At 65.9% G+C, this 17,557-nt stretch carries 20 protein-coding genes and 3 pseudogenes; 12 read left to right on the forward strand and 11 right to left on the reverse strand.

All coding sequences use genetic code 11. The features are described 5' to 3' along the window. Nucleotides 1–46 precede the first annotated feature (46 nt). Nucleotides 47–1,024 (reverse strand): phosphomevalonate decarboxylase MvaD, encoded by a 978-nt coding sequence (gene mvaD, locus C491_RS11175; protein ID WP_005556243.1) that lies wholly within the window; start codon nt 1,022–1,024, stop codon nt 47–49. A 131-nt stretch (nt 1,025–1,155) separates the two neighbouring features. Between mvaD and nth the strand changes: the two genes are divergently transcribed. From nth to C491_RS23980, 3 genes are all read left to right on the forward strand, one after another. Next, nucleotides 1,156–1,839: an endonuclease III gene (gene nth / locus C491_RS11180; RefSeq protein ID WP_005556245.1), complete on the forward strand. Its 684-nt coding sequence runs from the start codon at nt 1,156–1,158 to the stop codon at nt 1,837–1,839. Between the two features lie 88 nt (nt 1,840–1,927). Further along, nucleotides 1,928–2,173: a hypothetical protein gene (locus tag C491_RS11185; RefSeq protein ID WP_005556246.1), complete on the forward strand. Its 246-nt coding sequence runs from the start codon at nt 1,928–1,930 to the stop codon at nt 2,171–2,173. A 135-nt stretch (nt 2,174–2,308) separates the two neighbouring features. Beyond that, complete coding sequence (locus C491_RS23980; protein ID WP_275040009.1) at nt 2,309–2,437, forward strand: hypothetical protein; 129 nt, start codon at nt 2,309–2,311, stop codon at nt 2,435–2,437. Between the two features lie 6 nt (nt 2,438–2,443). Here C491_RS23980 and C491_RS11190 read toward each other — a convergent pair whose 3' ends face one another. Together C491_RS11190 and C491_RS11195 are read right to left on the reverse strand one after the other, a co-directional pair. Continuing rightward, nucleotides 2,444–3,214, reverse strand: coding sequence for an NAD(+)/NADH kinase (locus tag C491_RS11190; RefSeq protein WP_005556247.1), 771 nt, complete (start codon nt 3,212–3,214; stop codon nt 2,444–2,446). A 43-nt stretch (nt 3,215–3,257) separates the two neighbouring features. Then, nucleotides 3,258–4,568, reverse strand: a complete 1,311-nt coding sequence (locus C491_RS11195; protein ID WP_005556249.1) for a M28 family peptidase — start codon at nt 4,566–4,568, stop codon at nt 3,258–3,260. Between the two features lie 168 nt (nt 4,569–4,736). Here C491_RS11195 and C491_RS11200 point away from each other — a divergent pair, with 168 nt between their 5' ends. From C491_RS11200 to C491_RS11210, 3 genes are all read left to right on the forward strand, one after another. Continuing rightward, on the forward strand, nt 4,737–5,801 hold the full coding sequence (locus C491_RS11200) for a polyprenyl synthetase family protein (protein WP_005556251.1): 1,065 nt from the start codon (nt 4,737–4,739) through the stop codon (nt 5,799–5,801). Between the two features lie 147 nt (nt 5,802–5,948). Then, entirely contained in the window at nt 5,949–6,329 is a 381-nt protein-coding gene (locus C491_RS11205) for a DUF7541 family protein (protein WP_005556254.1), read from the forward strand. Between the two features lie 80 nt (nt 6,330–6,409). Next, complete coding sequence (locus C491_RS11210) at nt 6,410–6,688, forward strand: DUF7520 family protein (RefSeq protein WP_005556255.1); 279 nt, start codon at nt 6,410–6,412, stop codon at nt 6,686–6,688. Here the strand turns inward: C491_RS11210 and C491_RS11215 are convergent, their stop codons facing one another. From C491_RS11215 to C491_RS24380, 4 genes and pseudogenes are all read right to left on the reverse strand, one after another. Then, the gene (locus C491_RS11215) at nt 6,689–7,603 is read right to left on the reverse strand and encodes a cation diffusion facilitator family transporter (protein ID WP_005556257.1); all 915 of its coding nucleotides are present in this window, start codon (nt 7,601–7,603) and stop codon (nt 6,689–6,691) included. It lies immediately after the preceding gene. A 66-nt stretch (nt 7,604–7,669) separates the two neighbouring features. Beyond that, nucleotides 7,670–9,369: pseudogene (locus C491_RS11220) on the reverse strand (acyl-CoA mutase large subunit family protein). A gap of 141 nt (nt 9,370–9,510) precedes the next feature. Continuing rightward, complete coding sequence (locus C491_RS24375; RefSeq protein WP_005556259.1) at nt 9,511–9,747, reverse strand: transposase; 237 nt, start codon at nt 9,745–9,747, stop codon at nt 9,511–9,513. Nucleotides 9,748–9,784: 37 nt separating this feature from the next. After that, nucleotides 9,785–10,321 (reverse strand): annotated as a pseudogene (locus tag C491_RS24380) (zinc ribbon domain-containing protein); the annotation flags it as partial. Between the two features lies 1 nt (nt 10,322). Between C491_RS24380 and C491_RS24190 the strand changes: the two are divergent. Beyond that, a pseudogene (locus C491_RS24190) lies at nt 10,323–10,421 on the forward strand (transposase); the annotation flags it as partial. Nucleotides 10,422–10,425: 4 nt separating this feature from the next. Here C491_RS24190 and C491_RS11230 read toward each other — a convergent pair. From C491_RS11230 to C491_RS11245, 4 genes are all read right to left on the reverse strand, one after another. Then, nucleotides 10,426–11,337, reverse strand: coding sequence for an ArsR/SmtB family transcription factor (locus tag C491_RS11230; RefSeq protein WP_005556263.1), 912 nt, complete (start codon nt 11,335–11,337; stop codon nt 10,426–10,428). A gap of 109 nt (nt 11,338–11,446) precedes the next feature. Then, nucleotides 11,447–11,857: a DUF7124 domain-containing protein gene (locus C491_RS11235; RefSeq protein ID WP_005556264.1), complete on the reverse strand. Its 411-nt coding sequence runs from the start codon at nt 11,855–11,857 to the stop codon at nt 11,447–11,449. A 61-nt stretch (nt 11,858–11,918) separates the two neighbouring features. Next, nucleotides 11,919–12,140, reverse strand: a complete 222-nt coding sequence (locus C491_RS11240) for a hypothetical protein (RefSeq protein WP_005556265.1) — start codon at nt 12,138–12,140, stop codon at nt 11,919–11,921. Between the two features lie 143 nt (nt 12,141–12,283). Continuing rightward, on the reverse strand, nt 12,284–13,519 hold the full coding sequence (locus C491_RS11245; protein WP_005556266.1) for an NAD(P)/FAD-dependent oxidoreductase: 1,236 nt from the start codon (nt 13,517–13,519) through the stop codon (nt 12,284–12,286). A 244-nt stretch (nt 13,520–13,763) separates the two neighbouring features. Between C491_RS11245 and C491_RS11250 the strand changes: the two genes are divergently transcribed. The 5 genes from C491_RS11250 to C491_RS11270 all read left to right on the forward strand — a co-directional run bounded on the left by C491_RS11250 (nt 13,764) and on the right by C491_RS11270 (nt 17,549). After that, nucleotides 13,764–14,360 carry a DUF6149 family protein gene (locus tag C491_RS11250; protein ID WP_005556267.1) on the forward strand — a complete coding sequence of 199 codons (597 nt, stop codon included), beginning with the start codon at nt 13,764–13,766 and terminating at the stop codon, nt 14,358–14,360. A gap of 226 nt (nt 14,361–14,586) precedes the next feature. Continuing rightward, on the forward strand, nt 14,587–14,892 hold the full coding sequence (locus tag C491_RS11255; RefSeq protein ID WP_005556268.1) for a HalOD1 output domain-containing protein: 306 nt from the start codon (nt 14,587–14,589) through the stop codon (nt 14,890–14,892). 76 nt (nt 14,893–14,968) lie between these two features. Continuing rightward, on the forward strand, nt 14,969–16,237 hold the full coding sequence (locus tag C491_RS11260) for an MFS transporter (protein ID WP_005556269.1): 1,269 nt from the start codon (nt 14,969–14,971) through the stop codon (nt 16,235–16,237). Between the two features lie 66 nt (nt 16,238–16,303). Next, nucleotides 16,304–17,188: a homoserine kinase gene (locus tag C491_RS11265; RefSeq protein ID WP_005556270.1), complete on the forward strand. Its 885-nt coding sequence runs from the start codon at nt 16,304–16,306 to the stop codon at nt 17,186–17,188. Nucleotides 17,189–17,198: 10 nt separating this feature from the next. Beyond that, nucleotides 17,199–17,549 carry a hypothetical protein gene (locus C491_RS11270; RefSeq protein WP_005556271.1) on the forward strand — a complete coding sequence of 117 codons (351 nt, stop codon included), beginning with the start codon at nt 17,199–17,201 and terminating at the stop codon, nt 17,547–17,549. Nucleotides 17,550–17,557 lie beyond the last annotated feature (8 nt).

The raw sequence follows: 17,557 nt of genomic DNA on the forward strand, positions 1-17,557 counted from the left end.
GGCGGCTCCGGGCGGTGGCCGATCGTTCCTCGAGCAACCGGGCCGATCAGAACAGGTGGTCGTCGACGGTCCGCGCCGGGCCGCCGACGTCCCAGACCATCGTCTCGACGCCGCAGTCGCTCACTTCGTCCTCGACGCGGTCGACGTGGTCCTCGGTAGTGTTGACGTAGACGCTCGCGCCGGTGTCCGTCGAGAAGTAGACCGGGACGCCCTCCTCCTCGCGGAGCTGGCGCACCCGGTTGAAGATCTCGAGGGTCGCCGGCTGCCAGTAGACCCACCCCGTCGGACCGGTCATGGTCGTCGCGGCCAGCGACAGCGAGTCGTGTTCGGCGAGTTCGAAGACCCGGTCGAAGTCGTCGCCGCGAAGCGCGTCGCGCATCTCCGCGATCTGGCCGTGGATGTGGGCGTTGCGGGCCTGAAACATGTGGCTGTCGGCGGCCTCGTCGTGGGCGTCCTCCGTCTCCTTGTGGTAGGGGACGAGTCCGACGACGATCTTGACGTCCTCGTCGAGGTCACTCGGAATCGCTCGAGAGCGACAGTCTTCGTCGTTCAATCCGGTGTGAAGCTGAGAGAACGAGCCGGTCACCGCGCGGGCGGCCGAGGCCGACCCGACGCGGGCGATCGTCGACACCGTCTCCAGGTCTGCCTCGAGGCCCGCGGCCTCCGAGAGCGCCATCGCCGCGGCCGCAAAGCCCGACGAAGACGATCCCAGCCCGACGTTCGTCGGGAAGCTGTTCTCGCTCTCGAGGCGAACGGGATCGGTGGCGTGGTCGGCGTCAGCCTGTTCTCGAACCTTCGCGACGACGCTATCGACCCGCTCGGCGGCCCGGCCCGCGAGGGTCTCGCCGTCGACGACGAACGTGTCGGCGTCGAGCTCGCTCGAGAACTCGACGGTCGTCTTCGTGTGGCTCGGCGCCGTACAGAGGCTGATGCTGTCGTGGTACGGCAGGCGCTTCTCGTCGTCGCGCATCCCGTGGTACTTGACGAGGCCCTGGATGGGGTGGGCGATCGCGGTCGCTTTCATACCGGATAGCTGGCCGAAGCGCGCTTAAAACCCACGGCATTGGGGTGTGAGCGAGCCGTCAGCTCGCCGATGCCTGGATCGGCGAACCGAGGAACCGAACCCCTGAAATGGACGCCATCGAAAGAACGGCCATGGGAACCCCGCTCGAGACCCCCGAGGAGCAGGCCGTCGAGGTCGTCGATCGGCTCGAGGCCGAGTACCCCGACTCGACGATCTCGCTGCGGTACTCGAACCGACTCGAACTGCTGATCGCCGTGATCCTCTCGGCACAATGTACCGACGAGCGCGTCAACGCAGAGACCGAACACCTCTTCGAGAAGTACGACGGTGCCGAGGACTACGTCGCCGTCTCCGAAGAGGAGCTCGCCGAGGACCTGAACTCGATCACCTACTACAACAGCAAGGCTGGCTACATCAAGAGCTCCTGCGAGACGATCCTCGAGGAACACGACGGCGAGGTGCCCGACACGATGGACGAGCTAACCGAGCTGTCGGGGGTCGGCCGAAAGACCGCGAACGTCGTGCTCCAGCACGGCCACGACGTCGTCGAGGGGATCGTCGTCGACACGCACGTCCAGCGGCTCTCCCGTCGGCTCGGGCTCACGGAGGAGGAGCGTCCGGAGGCGATCGAGCAGGAGCTAATGGCGCTCGTTCCGGAGGGATACTGGCAGCAGTTTACCCATCTCTGTATCGACCACGGACGGGCGACCTGTACCGCCCGCAGTCCGGACTGCGACGACTGCGTGCTCGCCGACGTCTGTCCCTCGGAGAAGGGCGACAGCGAGGTCGACCTCGCCTCGGGCGAGCCCTGGTAGTCGCGCCGAACTGGTTCGTCGGTTGCAGCCGTCCGTTGCAAGCCGAACGTCTTTTCGCCGCCCGTGTGAATCCACTCCCGAGATCACTATGTCCGACAACAACGAGACCGGCAAGGACGAGCACGGACGGGACGTTGAGCTAACCCACGAGGACGCGGACGCCGAGGACGAGGACGAGGAGGGACTGACCGAGGAAGAAAAGGAGGCCCGCGAACGACAGGACGAGGAGCAGCGCCGCCAGGACATCGAGCACAAGTCCGACGACCGCGAGGACGACGCCCTCGAGCACCAGAACCCGAACAACCACCGCGACGAGGAGCCCTTCGAGAGCTAACGTTCGTTCCCGCCGTCTCGCGCGCTACCCCGTTTTCGCTCCGCCATCCGAACTGGACTGGATGAATAATTTAACTAGTACCGACTGGTTCGTGTAGCTACACGAACGCTCTCGGCACCGGCAGCGGATCCCATCGTGACGTCCCTCGAGGTGCTCGCAGTGCTCGCCGTCGTTCTCGGTCTGCTAGTCCTGATCAGCTACCTGCTTGTCCGCGGCGACGACCTCGAGCGGGCGGAACTCGAGGCCGACGCTCGAGGCGGTTGAACCGAGTTATCGCCGATAGTCCGCCGATGGGACCAGCGTTCGGAGTTCGTCCTCGAACGTTAGCTCGACCGGCGAGCCCACGGGAACGGACCGAACCGAACGATCGTCGACAACCAGCGTGACGGGGCCCTCGTCGCGTTCGACCCGCAGTTCGAATCCGGGCGGGAGCACCCACTGACGAGCGTGCGTCGCGAACGGCGCGATCGGGGCGACGGCGACGGCCTCGAGCGCGGCCGAGAGTTCTGGTGCGTCGACGGCGCTCGCGTAGCCGTGAGTGCCGGCGGGCGTCGCCGCGACGACGCCGTCCGAGCGAAACGAGCCGACGAGTTCGTCATCCGAGCGAACGCTGTACTCCGAGATCTTGGCAGGTTCGGCGGTCACCAGCGTGACGTCGAACAGGCCGCGGTAGCGCTCGCCCTCGAGGGCGACCTCGAGGATCGGATGCGAGCGAACGCTAGCGGTGTTCGAGAGGATCGCCTCGAGCGCGTCGGCAACCGACTCGGCTGCGACCGACTCGAGGCCCGCGCTATCCCCGACCGGGAGCACCGGAACGTCGGGGGTCTCGCGGGCGAGCGCCGACAGCGCGCACTCGCCGAGTGCGACCAGTACCGAGGCGTCGGCCTCGGACGGCACCGCGGCAGAGACCTCGACGATCGTCCGGCCGCGGTCCTCGAGGGAGGCCGCCAACGAGTCGACGACGGCGCTTCGACGGTCGGCTTCCTCGGCGACGATCCCGACGACGGCACCGTCCTCGGGCGGTTCCCACGCGGCGTCCATAGCTCGGCGTTCGCGCGGCCGATCCAAAAGGATACGGTTCCCGCTACTCGTCGTACGGCCAGTCGCCGGTTACCCGCATCCCCTCGGCGAGGTCCTGGTCCTCGAGATCATCGATTATCTCCTCGGTCGAGCGAGGCTCGACGGACCGGTCCTCGCCCGCCAGGTCGACGACCAGATCGGTCAGCAGGATCGCCTGCTCGCGCAGGTCGCGCACCTCGAGCTTGTCGAGGGTGTCGGCGAAGGTGTGGCCCCAGCCCCGGCCCACGTCGTCGGAGGTCGACATGACGTGGTAGCCCGGAACGCCCCACTGGACGAACGGCCAGTGGTCGCTGTGGGGGCCAAGCCGGGGAACGATATCGACCGGGTGATCGTAGCGGTCGGCGACCGTCTCGGCTGCGTCCTCGAGCCCGTCGAAGCCGTGGGTCGTGAACTCGAGCGTTCGATCGCGGACGACGCCGTCGTTGTTGACGATCGCCGTGATCGCGTCGTGGTCGGCCGTCTCGGCGTGGTAGCTCGAGCCGACCAGTCCGACCTCCTCGGCGCCGTAGGCGACGAACTCGACGCGGGTCTCGAGGTCGTCCTCGCGGGCGGCGAGTGCGTTTGCCAGTTCGACGACCATCGCGGTGCCCGCGCCGTTGTCCAGCGCCCCCTCCGCGATGTCGTGGGCGTCGACGTGGCTCGTCACGAGCACGCGCTCGTCGGTGTCGGGGCCGAGTTCGGCGTGGACGTTCTGACTTTCCGCACTACGGATCTCGGCGTCGACCGAGACCTCGATCGGCTCGCCGTCGAACCGCCGCGCCAGGCGCGACCCGACCTCGCTCGAGACGCCGACGGCCGGGATCTCGCCGATCGGGTCCTCGGCCGTTCCAACGCTACCCGTCGGCGGGAGACAGCCCTCGACGTGGTTCCGGTAGACGAAGCCGACGGCGCCGGCCTCGACGGCGTGGTAGTACTTCTCCCGGCGGTGGACGTACCGATCCGCATAGCTCGGGATGTCGCTGCGGACCATGACGACTTTGTCCTCGAGATCGGCGTCCTCGAAGTCCTCGGGAAGCCCGTACCCGAGATCGACCAGCGGCGCCTCGACGCTGTCGGAAGGACTGCGCGGCAGCGCGATACAGTCCTGGCTCGTCTCGCCGGCGGCGATCGAACTCTCGCCGCGGCTCCAACCCTGGATCTCGAAGGACTCAAGCCGGGCGTTCTCCGCGCCAGCGTCTTCGAGCGCGTCGCGGGTCAGTTCGGCGGCCTCGCGCTCGCCCGCGCTGCCGGCCATCCGATTCCCGATGTCGACCAGGTCCTCGAGGTGATTCCAGCCGACGTCGCTTCGAAACAGCTCACCGATCCACGTACTCATGCTCGCATCGTCTTTCTGCCGCCGTGTAACGGTATCGGCTTCGACGACAACTAGTACGCTCCCTGATAGTTCGTCACGGCGTGGCACTCCCGCGAGCGCGACCGTTCGCGAGTGCGGGGAGACGCGCGGAACTGAATCTTTTTTACCTCGCTCCCACTCGAGGGTGGTATGCGGGAGACGCTTGCCGAGTGGCAGCCGGCTATCGACGAGGCGATCGCCGATCTCGTACCGCGCGAGGTCGAGGGGGAGTACCTCGAGGAGTTCTTCGGCGAGCCGACCTACGAGTACGACCCGGAAGGGATCCAGCGGGCGCTATCCGACCCGCTCTGGGAGCTGCTCGATCGGGGCGGCAAACGCTGGCGGGCCGTGCTGTTTCTGGTGTTTATCGACGCGTTCGGGGAGGATCCGGAGGAGTACCTGCGTTACGCCTGTATCCCGGAGATCCTCCACAACGGAACGATCATCGTCGACGACGTGGAGGACGAGGCCGCGATGCGCCGGGGGGAGCCGGCCCTCCACCACGTCTTCGACGACGACATCGCGCTCAACGCGGGCAACGCGATGTACTTCCTGCCGCTGAAGATCCTGACCCGAGAACAGGCGGAGCTGCCGGCCGAGCGTCGGCTGGCCGCCTACGAGATGCTGATGGACGAACTCAACCGGACCCACCTCGGCCAGGGAATGGACATCTGCTGGCACAACGAGAGCGAGGTGCGGGTCACGCCGGAGCAGTACCTCGAGATGTGTGCCTGCAAGACGGGCTGTCTGGGGCGGATCGTCGCCCGGCTGGCCGCGATCATCACCGACCAGCCCGCCGACGTCGAGGAGGCAGTCGCCAGCTACGCCGAGCTGACCGCCGTCGCCTTCCAGATCGGCGACGACATCCTGGACGTCGAGAACTCGCTCGGCCGAGCCGGCGAGTTCGGCAAGGAGTTCGGCAACGACGTCCGCGAGGGGAAGAAGACGCTGCTCGTGATCCACGCCATCGAGGAGAGCGACCCCGAAACGGCTCGTCGGCTCGAGGCGATCCTCGAGGCCGACGACAACACCGACGAGGAGATCGGCGAGGCGCTCTCGATCCTCGAGGAGGCCGACAGCATCGAGTACGCCCGCGAGCACGCTCTCGAGCTGGCGACCGAAGCTCGAGCGGCGATCGACGGCCTCGAGTTCGATCCCGAGAACGAGCGCAAGCTCCGAGAGTTCACGGAGTTCGTCATCGACCGCGACGTCTAGCATCAACTGCACGCGAGCCGACAAGCGAACTCTATCGTACGAACGTAGCACGGAAGACCCGTCTCGAGCGCTGACGACGCGTCCGGGCATCGATCCGTTCGGCTCGATTTGGGCAGGTACTACACGCGGCAGGTCCTATCGGCCGATATGACCGACCGTTCGACCGAAACCGAACAGCCGCCCACTTCGAGCCCCTGGCCCGTGCTGATCGCCGCCGGACTCGTCCTCTCGGAGGTCGGCATCCTCGTCGGCGTCCTCCCGATCGCGGTCGGCGGACTCGTGCTCCTTGCGTCGAGCATCACCGGCTTCATCACGGAGTCAGGTCATGTCTCGAGCCCCTGGCCGCTCGCGATCGGCTTCGGCGCCCTCTTCGTCGTGCTGGGTGGGGGGCTGTACGCCGTCGGTACGGAGCAGGTCGTCGCCGCGGGCGACGACCCGCTCAGCCTCGCGGCCCGCGGCGTCGCGCTCGCGGCTGCAGGTGTCGCGACGGCCGTCGGCGCCGTCGTCCTGCGATACCGTCGCGGGTAGCCGCCCACGCCGAACACGGCCTCCCCGCGTCCGCGCGAGAAACCGACAACAGTCTAACGTCCGCCCTCGAACCGTCGGCCGTGGCTACTGACTCCGACCGACGCGACGGCCGATCGCTCGAGAGACGGCGTCTTGCCGTCGCCCTCGGACTCGCACTCGTCGCCGCTGCGGCCGCGCTCGGAGCGCTCCTCGGCTACACGATCCCGGCCCGCACTGGAGTCGAGGACGTGACCGTCCTCGAGATCACGTTCGTCGCCTCGCCGACGACGGGGGCGCTGTACGCCGGCGTGACCGTCGGGGTCTTTCTGGCGACGCTGGCGTTCGTGTTCGCGTCGATCGCACGTTTCGAGGACGACTGATCAGGCCGACTCGGCCTCGACGTAGATCCGATCGGCCTCGGGGACCTGCTCCCGGATCGCGACCTCGACGGCGTCGACCGTTCGCTCGAGGTCGGCCGTCTCGAGATCCGACCGGAAGCGAACGTCACACGCCACGAGCACCGACTCGGGACCCAGATGCATCGTCCGCAGGTCGAGCAGTTCCTCGACGCCGTCGACCGCGCGGATCGCGTCGACGATCGCGATCCGCTCGCGGCGGGTCACGCCCTCGCCGACGATGAGGCTGCGGCTCTCCCAGGCCAGCGCCAGCGCCAGGCCCATCAGCAGGAGCCCGATAACGATACTCGCTGCCGCGTCGTAGACGACCGCACCGGTGCGGTCGGTGAGGTAGATCCCGCCGATCGCGACGCACACACCGACGACTGCGACGAAGTTCTCCGTAGCCGCGGTGAGCAGCGAGGGGTCCTTCGAGCGACGGAACGTCTCGAACATGGAGCCGAATCCCTTCGCCTCGCGCTCGGTTTGCATCCCGCCGTAGGAGGTGTACAGCGCGTAGGACTCGAAGACCAGTGCGACTCCGAGAACGACGTAGTTGATCGTCACGTCGACGTCGTCGGCGGATCCGCCGGCTTCGAGCGCGGCGTACCCCTCCCGGACCGACGCGAAGCCCGCGATCCCGAATAGGAGCACGGTGACGACGAACGCGAAGAAGTACTGCTCCTTCCCGCGGCCGAACGGGTGTTTGCGGCTCGCGCCTTCCTCGCTGAGCCGAAATCCCAGTAGCAACAGTCCCTGGTTGGCGACGTCGGCAAGCGAGTAGTACGTCTGACTCAGCATGCTCACGTTGCCGGTGAGCAGGTAGGCGACGAACTTCGCGATCGCGATCGCGGTACTCGCGACGAGCGAGACGAGGACGACGAGACGCGTAGAGACCATCGACGACGGTCCCTATCGGCCCGGCGATAGAATAGGTTCGGGAGTGAGTGGTAAGGAACGGATCGCTCAGGCCAGCCCGATCTGCTCGCTGTAGGCGCCGTGTTCGGCCTCGAAGACGTCCATGATCTCGCCCATCGTGGCGTAGGCCTTCGCGGCGTCGACGATGTACGGCATCGTGTTCTCGCCGCGGTCGACGGCTCCCTCGAGGGCCTCGAGCGTCGCCTCGACCTCGCCGTCGTCGCGCTCGCTCTTGACGTCCTCGAGTCGACCCAGCTGGCGGTCGGCGGTGTCCTCGTCGACCTGGAGGATATCGGGGCTGGTGTCCTCCTCGATCGTGTACTGGTTGACGCCGACGACGACCTCCTCGCCGCGTTCGACGCGTTCCTGGTACTCGTAGGAGGCCTCCTGGATCTCCCGCAGGAAGTAGCCCTGGTCGATCCCCTCGAGGATCCCGTCCCGAACCGAGCCCTCGCCCATCTCGCGGATCTCCTCGATGTACTCCATCGCGCGCCGTTCGGTCTCGTCGGTCAGCGCCTCGACGGCGAAGCTCCCGCCCAGGGGTCGACGATGTCGGCGGCGCCCGACTCCTCGGCGATGATCTGCTGGGTGCGAAGCGCCACCCGCACCGCCTTCTCGCCGGGCAGGGCCAGCGCCTCGTCGAAGCTGTTGGTGTGCAGCGACTGGGTGCCCCCGAGGACGCCCGCCAGCGCCTGGATCGTCACGCGGGCGACGTTGTTCAGCGGCTGCTGGGCGGTCAAGGACTGGCCCGCGGTCTGGGTGTGGAATTTGAGACGCTTGGACTCCGCACGCTCGGCGTCGTACCAGTCGTCCATCACGCGAGCGTAGATCCGACGGGCCGCCCGGTACTTCGCGATCTCCTCGAAGAAGGAGTTGTGGCAGTTGAAGAAAAAGGAGAGGCGAGGAGCGAACTCGTCGACCTCGAGCCCCCGATCGACCGCGTCCTCGACGTAACCGAAGCCGTCGGCCAGCGTAAAGGCAAGCTCCTGGACCGCGGTCGAGCCGGCCTCGCGGATGTGATACCCCGAGATCGAGACGGGGTGGAACTTCGGCGTCTGCTCGGTCGAGAACTCGATCGTATCCGTCACGAGGTCCAGCGACGGCTCGGGCGGGATCACCCACTCCTTCTGGGCGATGAACTCCTTGAACATGTCGTTCTGGAGGGTGCCGCGGATCTTCTCGCGGGGGACGCCCTGATCGTCGGCCAGCGCGACGTACATCGCGTAGATCACCGGCGCGGAGGGGTTGATGGTAAACGACGTCGAGATCTCCTCTAAGTCGATCCCGTCGAAGAGGATCTCCATGTCCCGCAGCGTGTCGACCGCGACGCCCTCCTTGCCGATCTCGCCCTCGCTCATCGGGTCGTCCGAGTCAAGCCCCATCAGCGTCGGCATGTCGAACGCGACCGACAGCCCGGTCTGACCCTCGTCGATCAGGTAGTGAAATCGTTCGTTGGTCTCCTCGGCCGTGCCGAAGCCGGCGAACTGACGCATCGTCCAGGTGCGCCCGCGGTACATCGTCGGATACGGACCACGAGTGTAGGGCTCCTCGCCCGGGAAGCCCAGATCCTCGAGGTAGTCCAGATCGCTTACGTCCTCGGGCGTGTAGAGCCGATCGACCTCGAGGTTCGAAATGGTCGCGAACCGGTCTTTTCGCTCGCCGTGGGCCTCGAGCGTCGGCTCGAGGCTCTCCGCTTCCCACTCCTCGCCGGCTTGCCGAATGGACTCGAGATCCTCATCGTCGTACATGATCGTAATTTTTGCCGGACGATCCATTAAGGATTCCGGGTCAGCTACCCACGACTGAAGTCGTGGGCTTGTCAGTGGACTCCCCTTCTGCCGTCGAATCGACGGAGGCGTGGAACTCGCCGTTCAGGTTCAGCGTCCCNGTCAGCTACCCACGACTGAAGTCGTGGGCTTGTCAGTGGACTCCCCTTCTGCCGTCGAATCGACGGAGGCGTGGAACTCGCCGTTCAGGTTCAGCGTCCCTGACGGTAGCGCACACTGACAGGGTGCGCCTCCACCCGAAGACTTCTGCCCCGAGTGGAGTTTCTTGAGAAGTTTGCGAGCGATGTTCTTGCTCGCGTTGTAGTCCGCGTTCAGTTCGTACTCGCACTTCTGGCACACGAACTGGTGTTTCGACCGTCGATTGTTCTCGTGGGTNGTTCTTGCTCGCGTTGTAGTCCGCGTTCAGTTCGTACTCGCACTTCTGGCACACGAACTGGTGTTTCGACCGTCGATTGTTCTCGTGGGTAAAACCACACGACGAACACCGTTGAGACGTGTATGCGGGACTCACCTGCTCGACCTCGATACCGAACATCTCGGCTTTGTATTCGACGTACTGGGAGAGGCGTCGGAATGCCCATGCGTGGAATCGCTTCGCTCCAGCCATTCGCTTGCGAATATCGGTCAGGCTTTCGAACGCGATNATGTTCTTGCTCGCGTTGTAGTCCGCGTTCAGTTCGTACTCGCACTTCTGGCACACGAACTGGTGTTTCGACCGTCGATTGTTCTCGTGGGTGAAACCACACGACGAACACCGTTGAGACGTGTATGCGGGACTCACCTGCTCGACCTCGATACCGAACATCTCGGCTTTGTATTCGACATACTGGGAGAGGCGTCGGAATGCCCATGCGTGGAATCGCTTCGCTCCAGCCATTCGCTTGCGAATATCGGTCAGGCTTTCGAACGCGATNGGGACGCTGAACCTGAACGGCGAGTTCCACGCCTCCGTCGATTCGACGGCAGAAGGGGAGTCCACTGACAAGCCCACGACTTCAGTCGTGGGTAGCTGACACGTTAGGGGTCGTCTGCGTCGGGCTGCGCGACAGGTGTTACGATCAGGTCGTCGTCGATCTCGACCCGGCGCGTCTCGCCGTCGAGCGTGATGTCGACGGTCGCTGCGAGCGGATCGACGCTCTCGACGTCGGTCCGCACCGTCCTCGAGGCAATGTGTTCGAAAAACTCCCAGAGCGGGTGCTCCAGAACGGCAATCCTATGTTCCCAGAAGAACCCTGCTACGGCGGGGTGGAGCACGGCGACCGCCTCGAGCGGGACGTGGGTCGTGAGCCAGCACTCGCGACAGGTGCTCTCGAGCGTGTACAGCGTCCGCCCGTCGTGGCGGTGTGCGTCGACGTCGGTGTCGATCGGGCCGTAACACTCCGGACAGACACCGTCCCGGATCAGCGTGAACGACCCCCAGATCCGGGCCCCAACGCTGTCGACGATCTCCGACGCCGATCGGTGTCGCGTCTGGCTTTCGGGGAGAAGGTCGGTGAGTACTCTCGCGTCGCAGGACGAACAGCGAACGACGAACTGCGATTTGTCGACCGCCGCGACGAGCGAGTCGGTCCCGCAGAAGACGCAGATGCCCTCGACGGCGGTCTCGTCGAAGCTACGGGTGTTCTCGTACAGCCCGGCGAGGATCGTGCGGACGATCCTGTCGCCGGCGTCCGTGAGCCGGTAGCCCTCTGGTGTCTCGGCGACGAACGGTCCGACGAGCCGATCGAGGTGGTAGGAAAACTGCGACGTACTCGAGACGTCGACGGCGTCGTAGAGTTCCGTAAACGACATCCGAAGCCACCGTTCCTGTCGTTCTCGCTGCGCCTCCGCCAGGGCGAGAAGGATCTCGAGGCGGGTACGGTTCCCGAGCGCGCCGATCGCGTCGACGACGTCCTCGTCGATTCGCACCTCGTCCTCTCTCGAAGTCATCGGTCGGTCTTCTGGATAACGTTTTCACCGAAGCGAAACTACCGTCTCGAGCCCGGGAGGAAGCCGTCCGTCTCGCGTCGGTCGTGGGGGTTTCGCTCCCGCGATTGATTCAGGGCCAGTCGTCCCGAACCGGCTCGGCGTCCGCCTCGTCGTCTTCGACGTCGGTCGCGACGACCCAGTCGGCGGCCTCGGCCGCGTCCTCGACGGGGAGGTACTCCCAGCCGACCTCCTCGGCTAGCTCCTCGTCGGCCTCGTCGTCGGCGATGAAGACGTATCGGTCGGTGTCGAACTGGTCCTTGACGGCCTCGAGGCTCTCTGCTTTCCCCCGAGGACCCGAGAAGAAGTCCTGTCGGATGCGGTTCTTACGCGTGTAGTTCGTCACGACGTAGGTCGGTTTCTCCGAGACGACGCCGATGTACTCGCTCCAGCCTCTGGCGTCCTCGAAGACGCTCTCGGGCGATGCGAGCGCTTTCAGCGCCTCGAGCTCGAACGCCAGGGTCATGTCGCTACCGCCGTTCATACGCTATCGAAGCGGCGCACGGGGGAAAACGGCTTCGATACTTCCAACGAGCTCGGAACGACTACACCGCCTCGACCCGGTAGTAGTCCGTCGCGACGATAACGGTGCCGGGCTCGAGGTCGGTACCAGTAGCGGTCAGCTGACGGCCACCCTCGAGCGCCGCGTAGAACCGCTCGAGGGTTCGGTCGTCGAGCTGGTCGATGTGTCGAACCGCCGCGTTCGGCGCGACGGTGTCGACACGCCTGAGCGTGAGCGACCGCCCTGCACTGGTAGTTGTTGCCATGAGTATGACTAACAATAGCATGTTATAACTTAAGTGTTGTCACTGTGCGGATTGGACCAATCGGAGAAGTGACGATCGGGAGTGGCCGTCGTTCGCCGCTCGCGGCGTCTCGGATTGGCGGCCGTACGAGGGAGGCCGGTGGCCTACTGCTCCTGTGGCGGTGCGAGGTCGTCGAGGTCGACGGTCTCCTCGAGCAGGACCTCCTTCTGGTCGGCGACGTCGCGCTGTTCGCGCATCAGCTGTTTGAGCTTGCTCTGCGGGGCGAGGTCGCCGATGAGCACGCCGCCGACGACCTTGCCGTCCTTGAACGCGATCCGGCGCCACTCGGTGTCGCTGTACTTGCGCTCGGCGTGGTCGTCGCCCAGCGTCGGGTGACCGAACGAGAGGAAGGGGAAGTCGAAGTGGGTGATCGAGTACGAGGAGACCCACTCGAACTCCTCGGCCTCGTCGTCGGCGGCCATGTTGACCCCGGCGATCCGGCCCTGCTCCTTCGCCGACCCCCAGGAGCCGTTCTGGGCCTGCTCGCCGAGCAGGACGTCGTAGAAGCGAGTGATGTCGCCGGCCGCGTACACGTCCTCGAGGTTCGTCTGCATGTACTGGTCGACGACGATCCCGTTGTCCTGCTCGAGGTCGATGTCGCCGAGGTACTCGGTGTTGAACGTGAGGCCGATGGCGACGCCGGCGAAGTCACACTCGTGGCGCTCGCCGTCGGGGTCGATCGCCGCGACTACCTGCCCGTCGTCGGTCTCGAAGCGGTCGACGCCGCTGTCGAAGACGGGCTCGACGCCGACCTCGCGCATCCCCTCGTGCATGATCTCCGCACCCTCGCTCGAGAGCGCGTAGCGCCACCAGCGGTCGCCTCGCATCAGGTACTTGCCCTCGACGCCCTGGGCGCCACAGACGGCGGCGAAGTCGATTCCCAGGAGCCCGGCGCCGACGATGACGCCCTTCTCGGCCGCCTCGGCGCTCTCGCGGATCTTGCGGGCGTCCTGGAACGTCCAGAAGTGGTGGATCCCCTCGGCGTCGCTGTCGTCGACGGGAAGCTGTGTCGGGGTGCCGCCGGTCGCGATCAGCAGCTTGTCGTAGCCGATCTCGTCGCCCTCGTGGGTGTGGACGACTTTCTCGTCGGTGTCGACGCCGGTGACGTGGGTGTTCAGCGAGAGCTCGATGTCGCGCTCCGCGTACCAGTCCTCCTCGTGGATCGAGATCGGCGCCTCGGGGAGTTTGCCCTTCGCGTGTTCCTTGATCAGGATCCGGTTGTACAGTGCCTCCCCCTCATCGGTGATGACGGTGATTGAAGACTCCGGGTCCTCTTCCCGAAGCGTCTCGGCAGCCGAGCTGCCCGAGATCCCGTCACCGATGATGACGTACTCGGTCATACCGTGACCGTTCGTAATGCGGGTTAAAGGATATTGCTATCTCGTCTATTTTCTTCGCTCGGCCGGACAGTCACAACAGTTGTGGACGAACGGGCCGTTGGACTCACGGAACGACCACTCTTCTACCCGAACCCGAGGTCGACTTGCTGATCGTACAGAACCGACGCCGACCGGTCGGCGGTCGACCCGAGAGCCTACGTACGTATCCGAACCGCTCTTCAGGGCGGCGTCCGTATCCGCGGCCATGAAAATCAGCCAGAACGTGCGCCACTTCGCCTCTCGGAAGGCCCTCGAGACCCCAGTTATTCGGTCGGTCGCCAACTCCGGACTCGTCCGGATGCACACGAAAATCTTCACGAAAAAGGCCGATCCCGCACACGCCGAGGAGCGAACGGATCACCTCGACGATTTCTTCGACGCGACGATGGACACCTATCTCCGTGCGCTCCAGGAGGGGTACTCGGAGGCCGAGGCCCGCGAGATCACCCACATCCAGGCCAACTTCGACTTCTACAACCACGGCTGGACGGAGATGATGGAGTTTCCCGCCGACGAACTCGGCGACCACTACGATCGGTACCGCGACTTCTTCGAGCGCTGGGACGTGACGATCGACGACCCGCTCGGCCAGTTCGCGCCCGTCGACGGCGTCGCCGAGGCGCCCTCGACGCCCGAGAAGCTCGAGGAGCCCGAACACCCCTACGCCGAGGGCGGGTTCGCCGACGACGTCTACGTCGAGACCGACGACGGCGAGCTGATCGTCGGCGGGCAGGAAGAACCCGACGACGTCGACGTCTCGCAGGCGGTCGGCGTCGACGAGGAGCCGGACGACACGCGGTGAAGATCGGGGCATCACTCGAGCGTGAGGTCGAGGATGGCCTCAAGTCGACCCGTTTCCGGCCTGCCGAACGTTCGCAGCGAACTCGCCGGGTCCGTAAGACGGCAAATTCCCGAGCGGGAAGGCCCTCTTCTTTATTTTGTACGACAGTTTCATGAAAAATGTCTGACGGGTGTTTATTAGGTAGCCTCACATACAGGATTTCCGTCACGCCAGACGGACGAGAGCCATGACGTCACGAAACTTCACTCCAGGGGATGCGGGTTCCGCACCGACGAACACGGTCGTCTTTCGCTACGACTGGACGACCCAGGAGAACCTCGTCGGAAAGGTCGTCGCGGCGGTAGCCGACGTCACCGACAGCGACGAGACGGAGATCGAACGAGTCCATGATCGCCTCGATCCAGGGTCGCTGAACCGCCTGTTCGACCGGCGTCGAACCGACCGCGACCCGGGGAGCGCGCGGCTGATCTTCCCGCTCGAAACCTGTACGATCACGGTGTACGGCTCCGGACTCGTCGTCGTCCAGGCGTAGCGCCGACGAACCGACTCCGTCGAGTCCATTCCAAGCCGCTAAGTACACGGCGCGTCGCCGTTCGAGTACTGACTCGATGGCTCTGAACGCAAACGATCGATCGATCGCCGGCTTCACGATGGCCGGTCACGCGCTGGTTCACTGGTTCGAGACGGCGATTCCGATCTTCCTGGTCGTCTGGCTTGCGGAGTTCGACGTGAGCATCGCCCTACTCGGACTGGTCGTCGCGCTCGGCTACGCTCCCTTCGGCATCGGCGCGCTGCCGGGCGGGATCCTGGCCGACCGTTACGGAACCAAACGGCTCATCGTGCTCTGTCTCGCGGGGATGAGCCTCGCCTTCCTCGTGCTCGCGACGAGTACGTCGATCTACGCGATCGCCGTCGGCCTCCTGCTCTGGGGAATCGCCGCCAGCATCTACCACCCTGCCGGGCTCTCGCTGATCAGCACCGGCGTCGAGGAGCGCGGCACGGTGTTCGCCTGGCACGGAATCGCCGGCAACGCCGGGATCGCGCTCGGTCCGTTCGTCGCCGCGACGCTGCTGATCTTTCTCGACTGGCAGTACGTCGCCGCCATCCTCGCCGCTCCCGGGTTCCTGGCTGTGCTGTACGGCCTGACCGCGGAGTTCGATCCGACCGCCGCCGTCGAGGACGGCGTCGACGCGGGCGCCGACGAGGCGCTGTCGCTATCGGATCTCCTCGACAACTCGAAGGCGCTGTTCGCGAGCGCGTTCGCCATCGTCTTCGTTATCGTCACCTTCGAAGGGCTGTACTACCGCGGGATGCTCACCTACCTCCCCGAGATCCTCCACGGGCTGCCCGCGATGGACGCCCTCGCCCTCCCCGATGAGCTCGAGGGGATCGAACCTGCTGACTACATTTACGTCGGCCTGCTGGTCGTCGGGATGGCCGGCCAGTACGTCGGCGGGAAGTTGACCGACCGGGTACCGCCCGCTCGCGGGATGGCCGTTCTCTTTGCGATTTTCGCTGTCCTCGCGCTGGCATTTATCCCCGTCACGACGATGGGACTGTGGGCGATCGTCGCCCTCTGTGGCGTCTTCGGGTTCTTCCTGTTCGCCATCCAGCCGTTCTACCAGAACGCGGTCGCGGTCTACACGCCCGCCGACACTCGCGGGCTTTCCTACGGCTACACCTACCTCGGCGAGTTCGGTCTCGGGGCCGCAAGCATCGCGCTGGGCGGGTTCGTCCTCGACGTCTCGCTGGGCTGGTTCTTCGTGATGATCGCCGCGTTCGCGTTCGCGGGAATGCTGCTCTCGGCAGTGCTGGTCGCGGGCCTCGACTGGTTCGCCGACGCGAAGGCGACGCCCGAGACCGCTCCCGACGACTGAGGCTGCGTCGCGTCGATTCTCTCGTCGTTCGCTACCTTTTTGGCCGCTCTCTGGAAAGCACTCGGCATGCTCACCGTGCGGGCTCCAGCGACCAGTGCGAACCTCGGGAGCGGCTTCGATGTCTTCGGGGTTGCCCTCGGAGCGCCCGCCGACGTGATCCGGGTCGAGCGCGCCCCGGAGACGTCGATTTCGATCACCGGCGCCGGAAGCAACTACATCCCGACCGATCCGGAGAAAAACACTGTCGGCGCGGTCGCCGAGGCCCTCGACGCCCCGGCGACGATCCGGATCGACAAGGGGGTTCGTCCCTCCTCCGGCCTCGGTTCCTCGGCGGCCAGTGCGGCGGGGGCCGCGGTCGCGCTCAACGCCCTCTACGACCGGGGGCTCTCGAGGGAGGAACTCGTCCCCGTCGCCGCCGAGGGCGAGGCCCTGGTCTCGGGCGAAGCCCACCCCGATAACGTCGCCCCCTCGCTGCTGGGTGGCTTTACGATCGCCACCGACGACGGCGTCACCCAGGTCGACGCGTCGCTCCCGGTCGTCGCCTGCCTCCCCGAGACGAGCGTCTCGACGCGGGACGCCCGGGACGTCGTCCCGAAGACGGCCGCCCTCGAGGACGTCGTCGACACCGTCGGCCACGCCGCCACTCTCACCGTCGGGATGACTCGAGACGACCCCGAACTCGTCGGCAAGGGGCTGAACGACGCCATCGTCACGCCGGAGCGAAGCGCCCTCATCGACGGCTACGACGCGGTTCGCGAGGCCGCCCTCGAGGCGGGCGCGACCGGTGTCACCGTCAGCGGCGCCGGCCCGGGCGTGCTCGCGGTCTGCTACGCCGCCGACCAGCGGGCGATCGCCGGGGCAATGATGGACGCCTTCGACGCCGAGGGGATCGAGAGCCGCGCCTACCAGACAACGATCGGCGAGGGGGCGCGGCTCTACCCGAACGGCTGATTACTGGTCGATGGGAGCGCGAACCGACGCGGCACTGGCCCTCGCCGCGCTCGCCGTGTTCCTTGCGTTCGCGGCTCTCGTCGACGCGTCGCTCTCCCCGCTCTACCTGGCGGTCGGCGGTCTCGGAACGATCCTGTTCGAACTGGTCGCGTCCCGCGAGTACGACCTCGTCCGCCGGTACTGGGAGCGACGGGACGTCCAGGCCGTCTCGCTCGCCGCCGCGGTCGGGCTCGCCGCCGTCGGCGCTCGAGTCGCGCCCGAGCCGGTGCTGTCGCTGTGTTGTGGCGCCCTGGTGACCTACCTCGTGTTTCTAGGACTCGTCCGGGTCGGGATCGTTCCGTCGCCGGAGACGTGGTGGTAGCTAGCGTC

Origin of the sequence: Natronococcus amylolyticus DSM 10524 (genome assembly GCF_000337675.1) — an archaeon.
Classification (GTDB): domain Archaea; phylum Halobacteriota; class Halobacteria; order Halobacteriales; family Natrialbaceae; genus Natronococcus; species Natronococcus amylolyticus.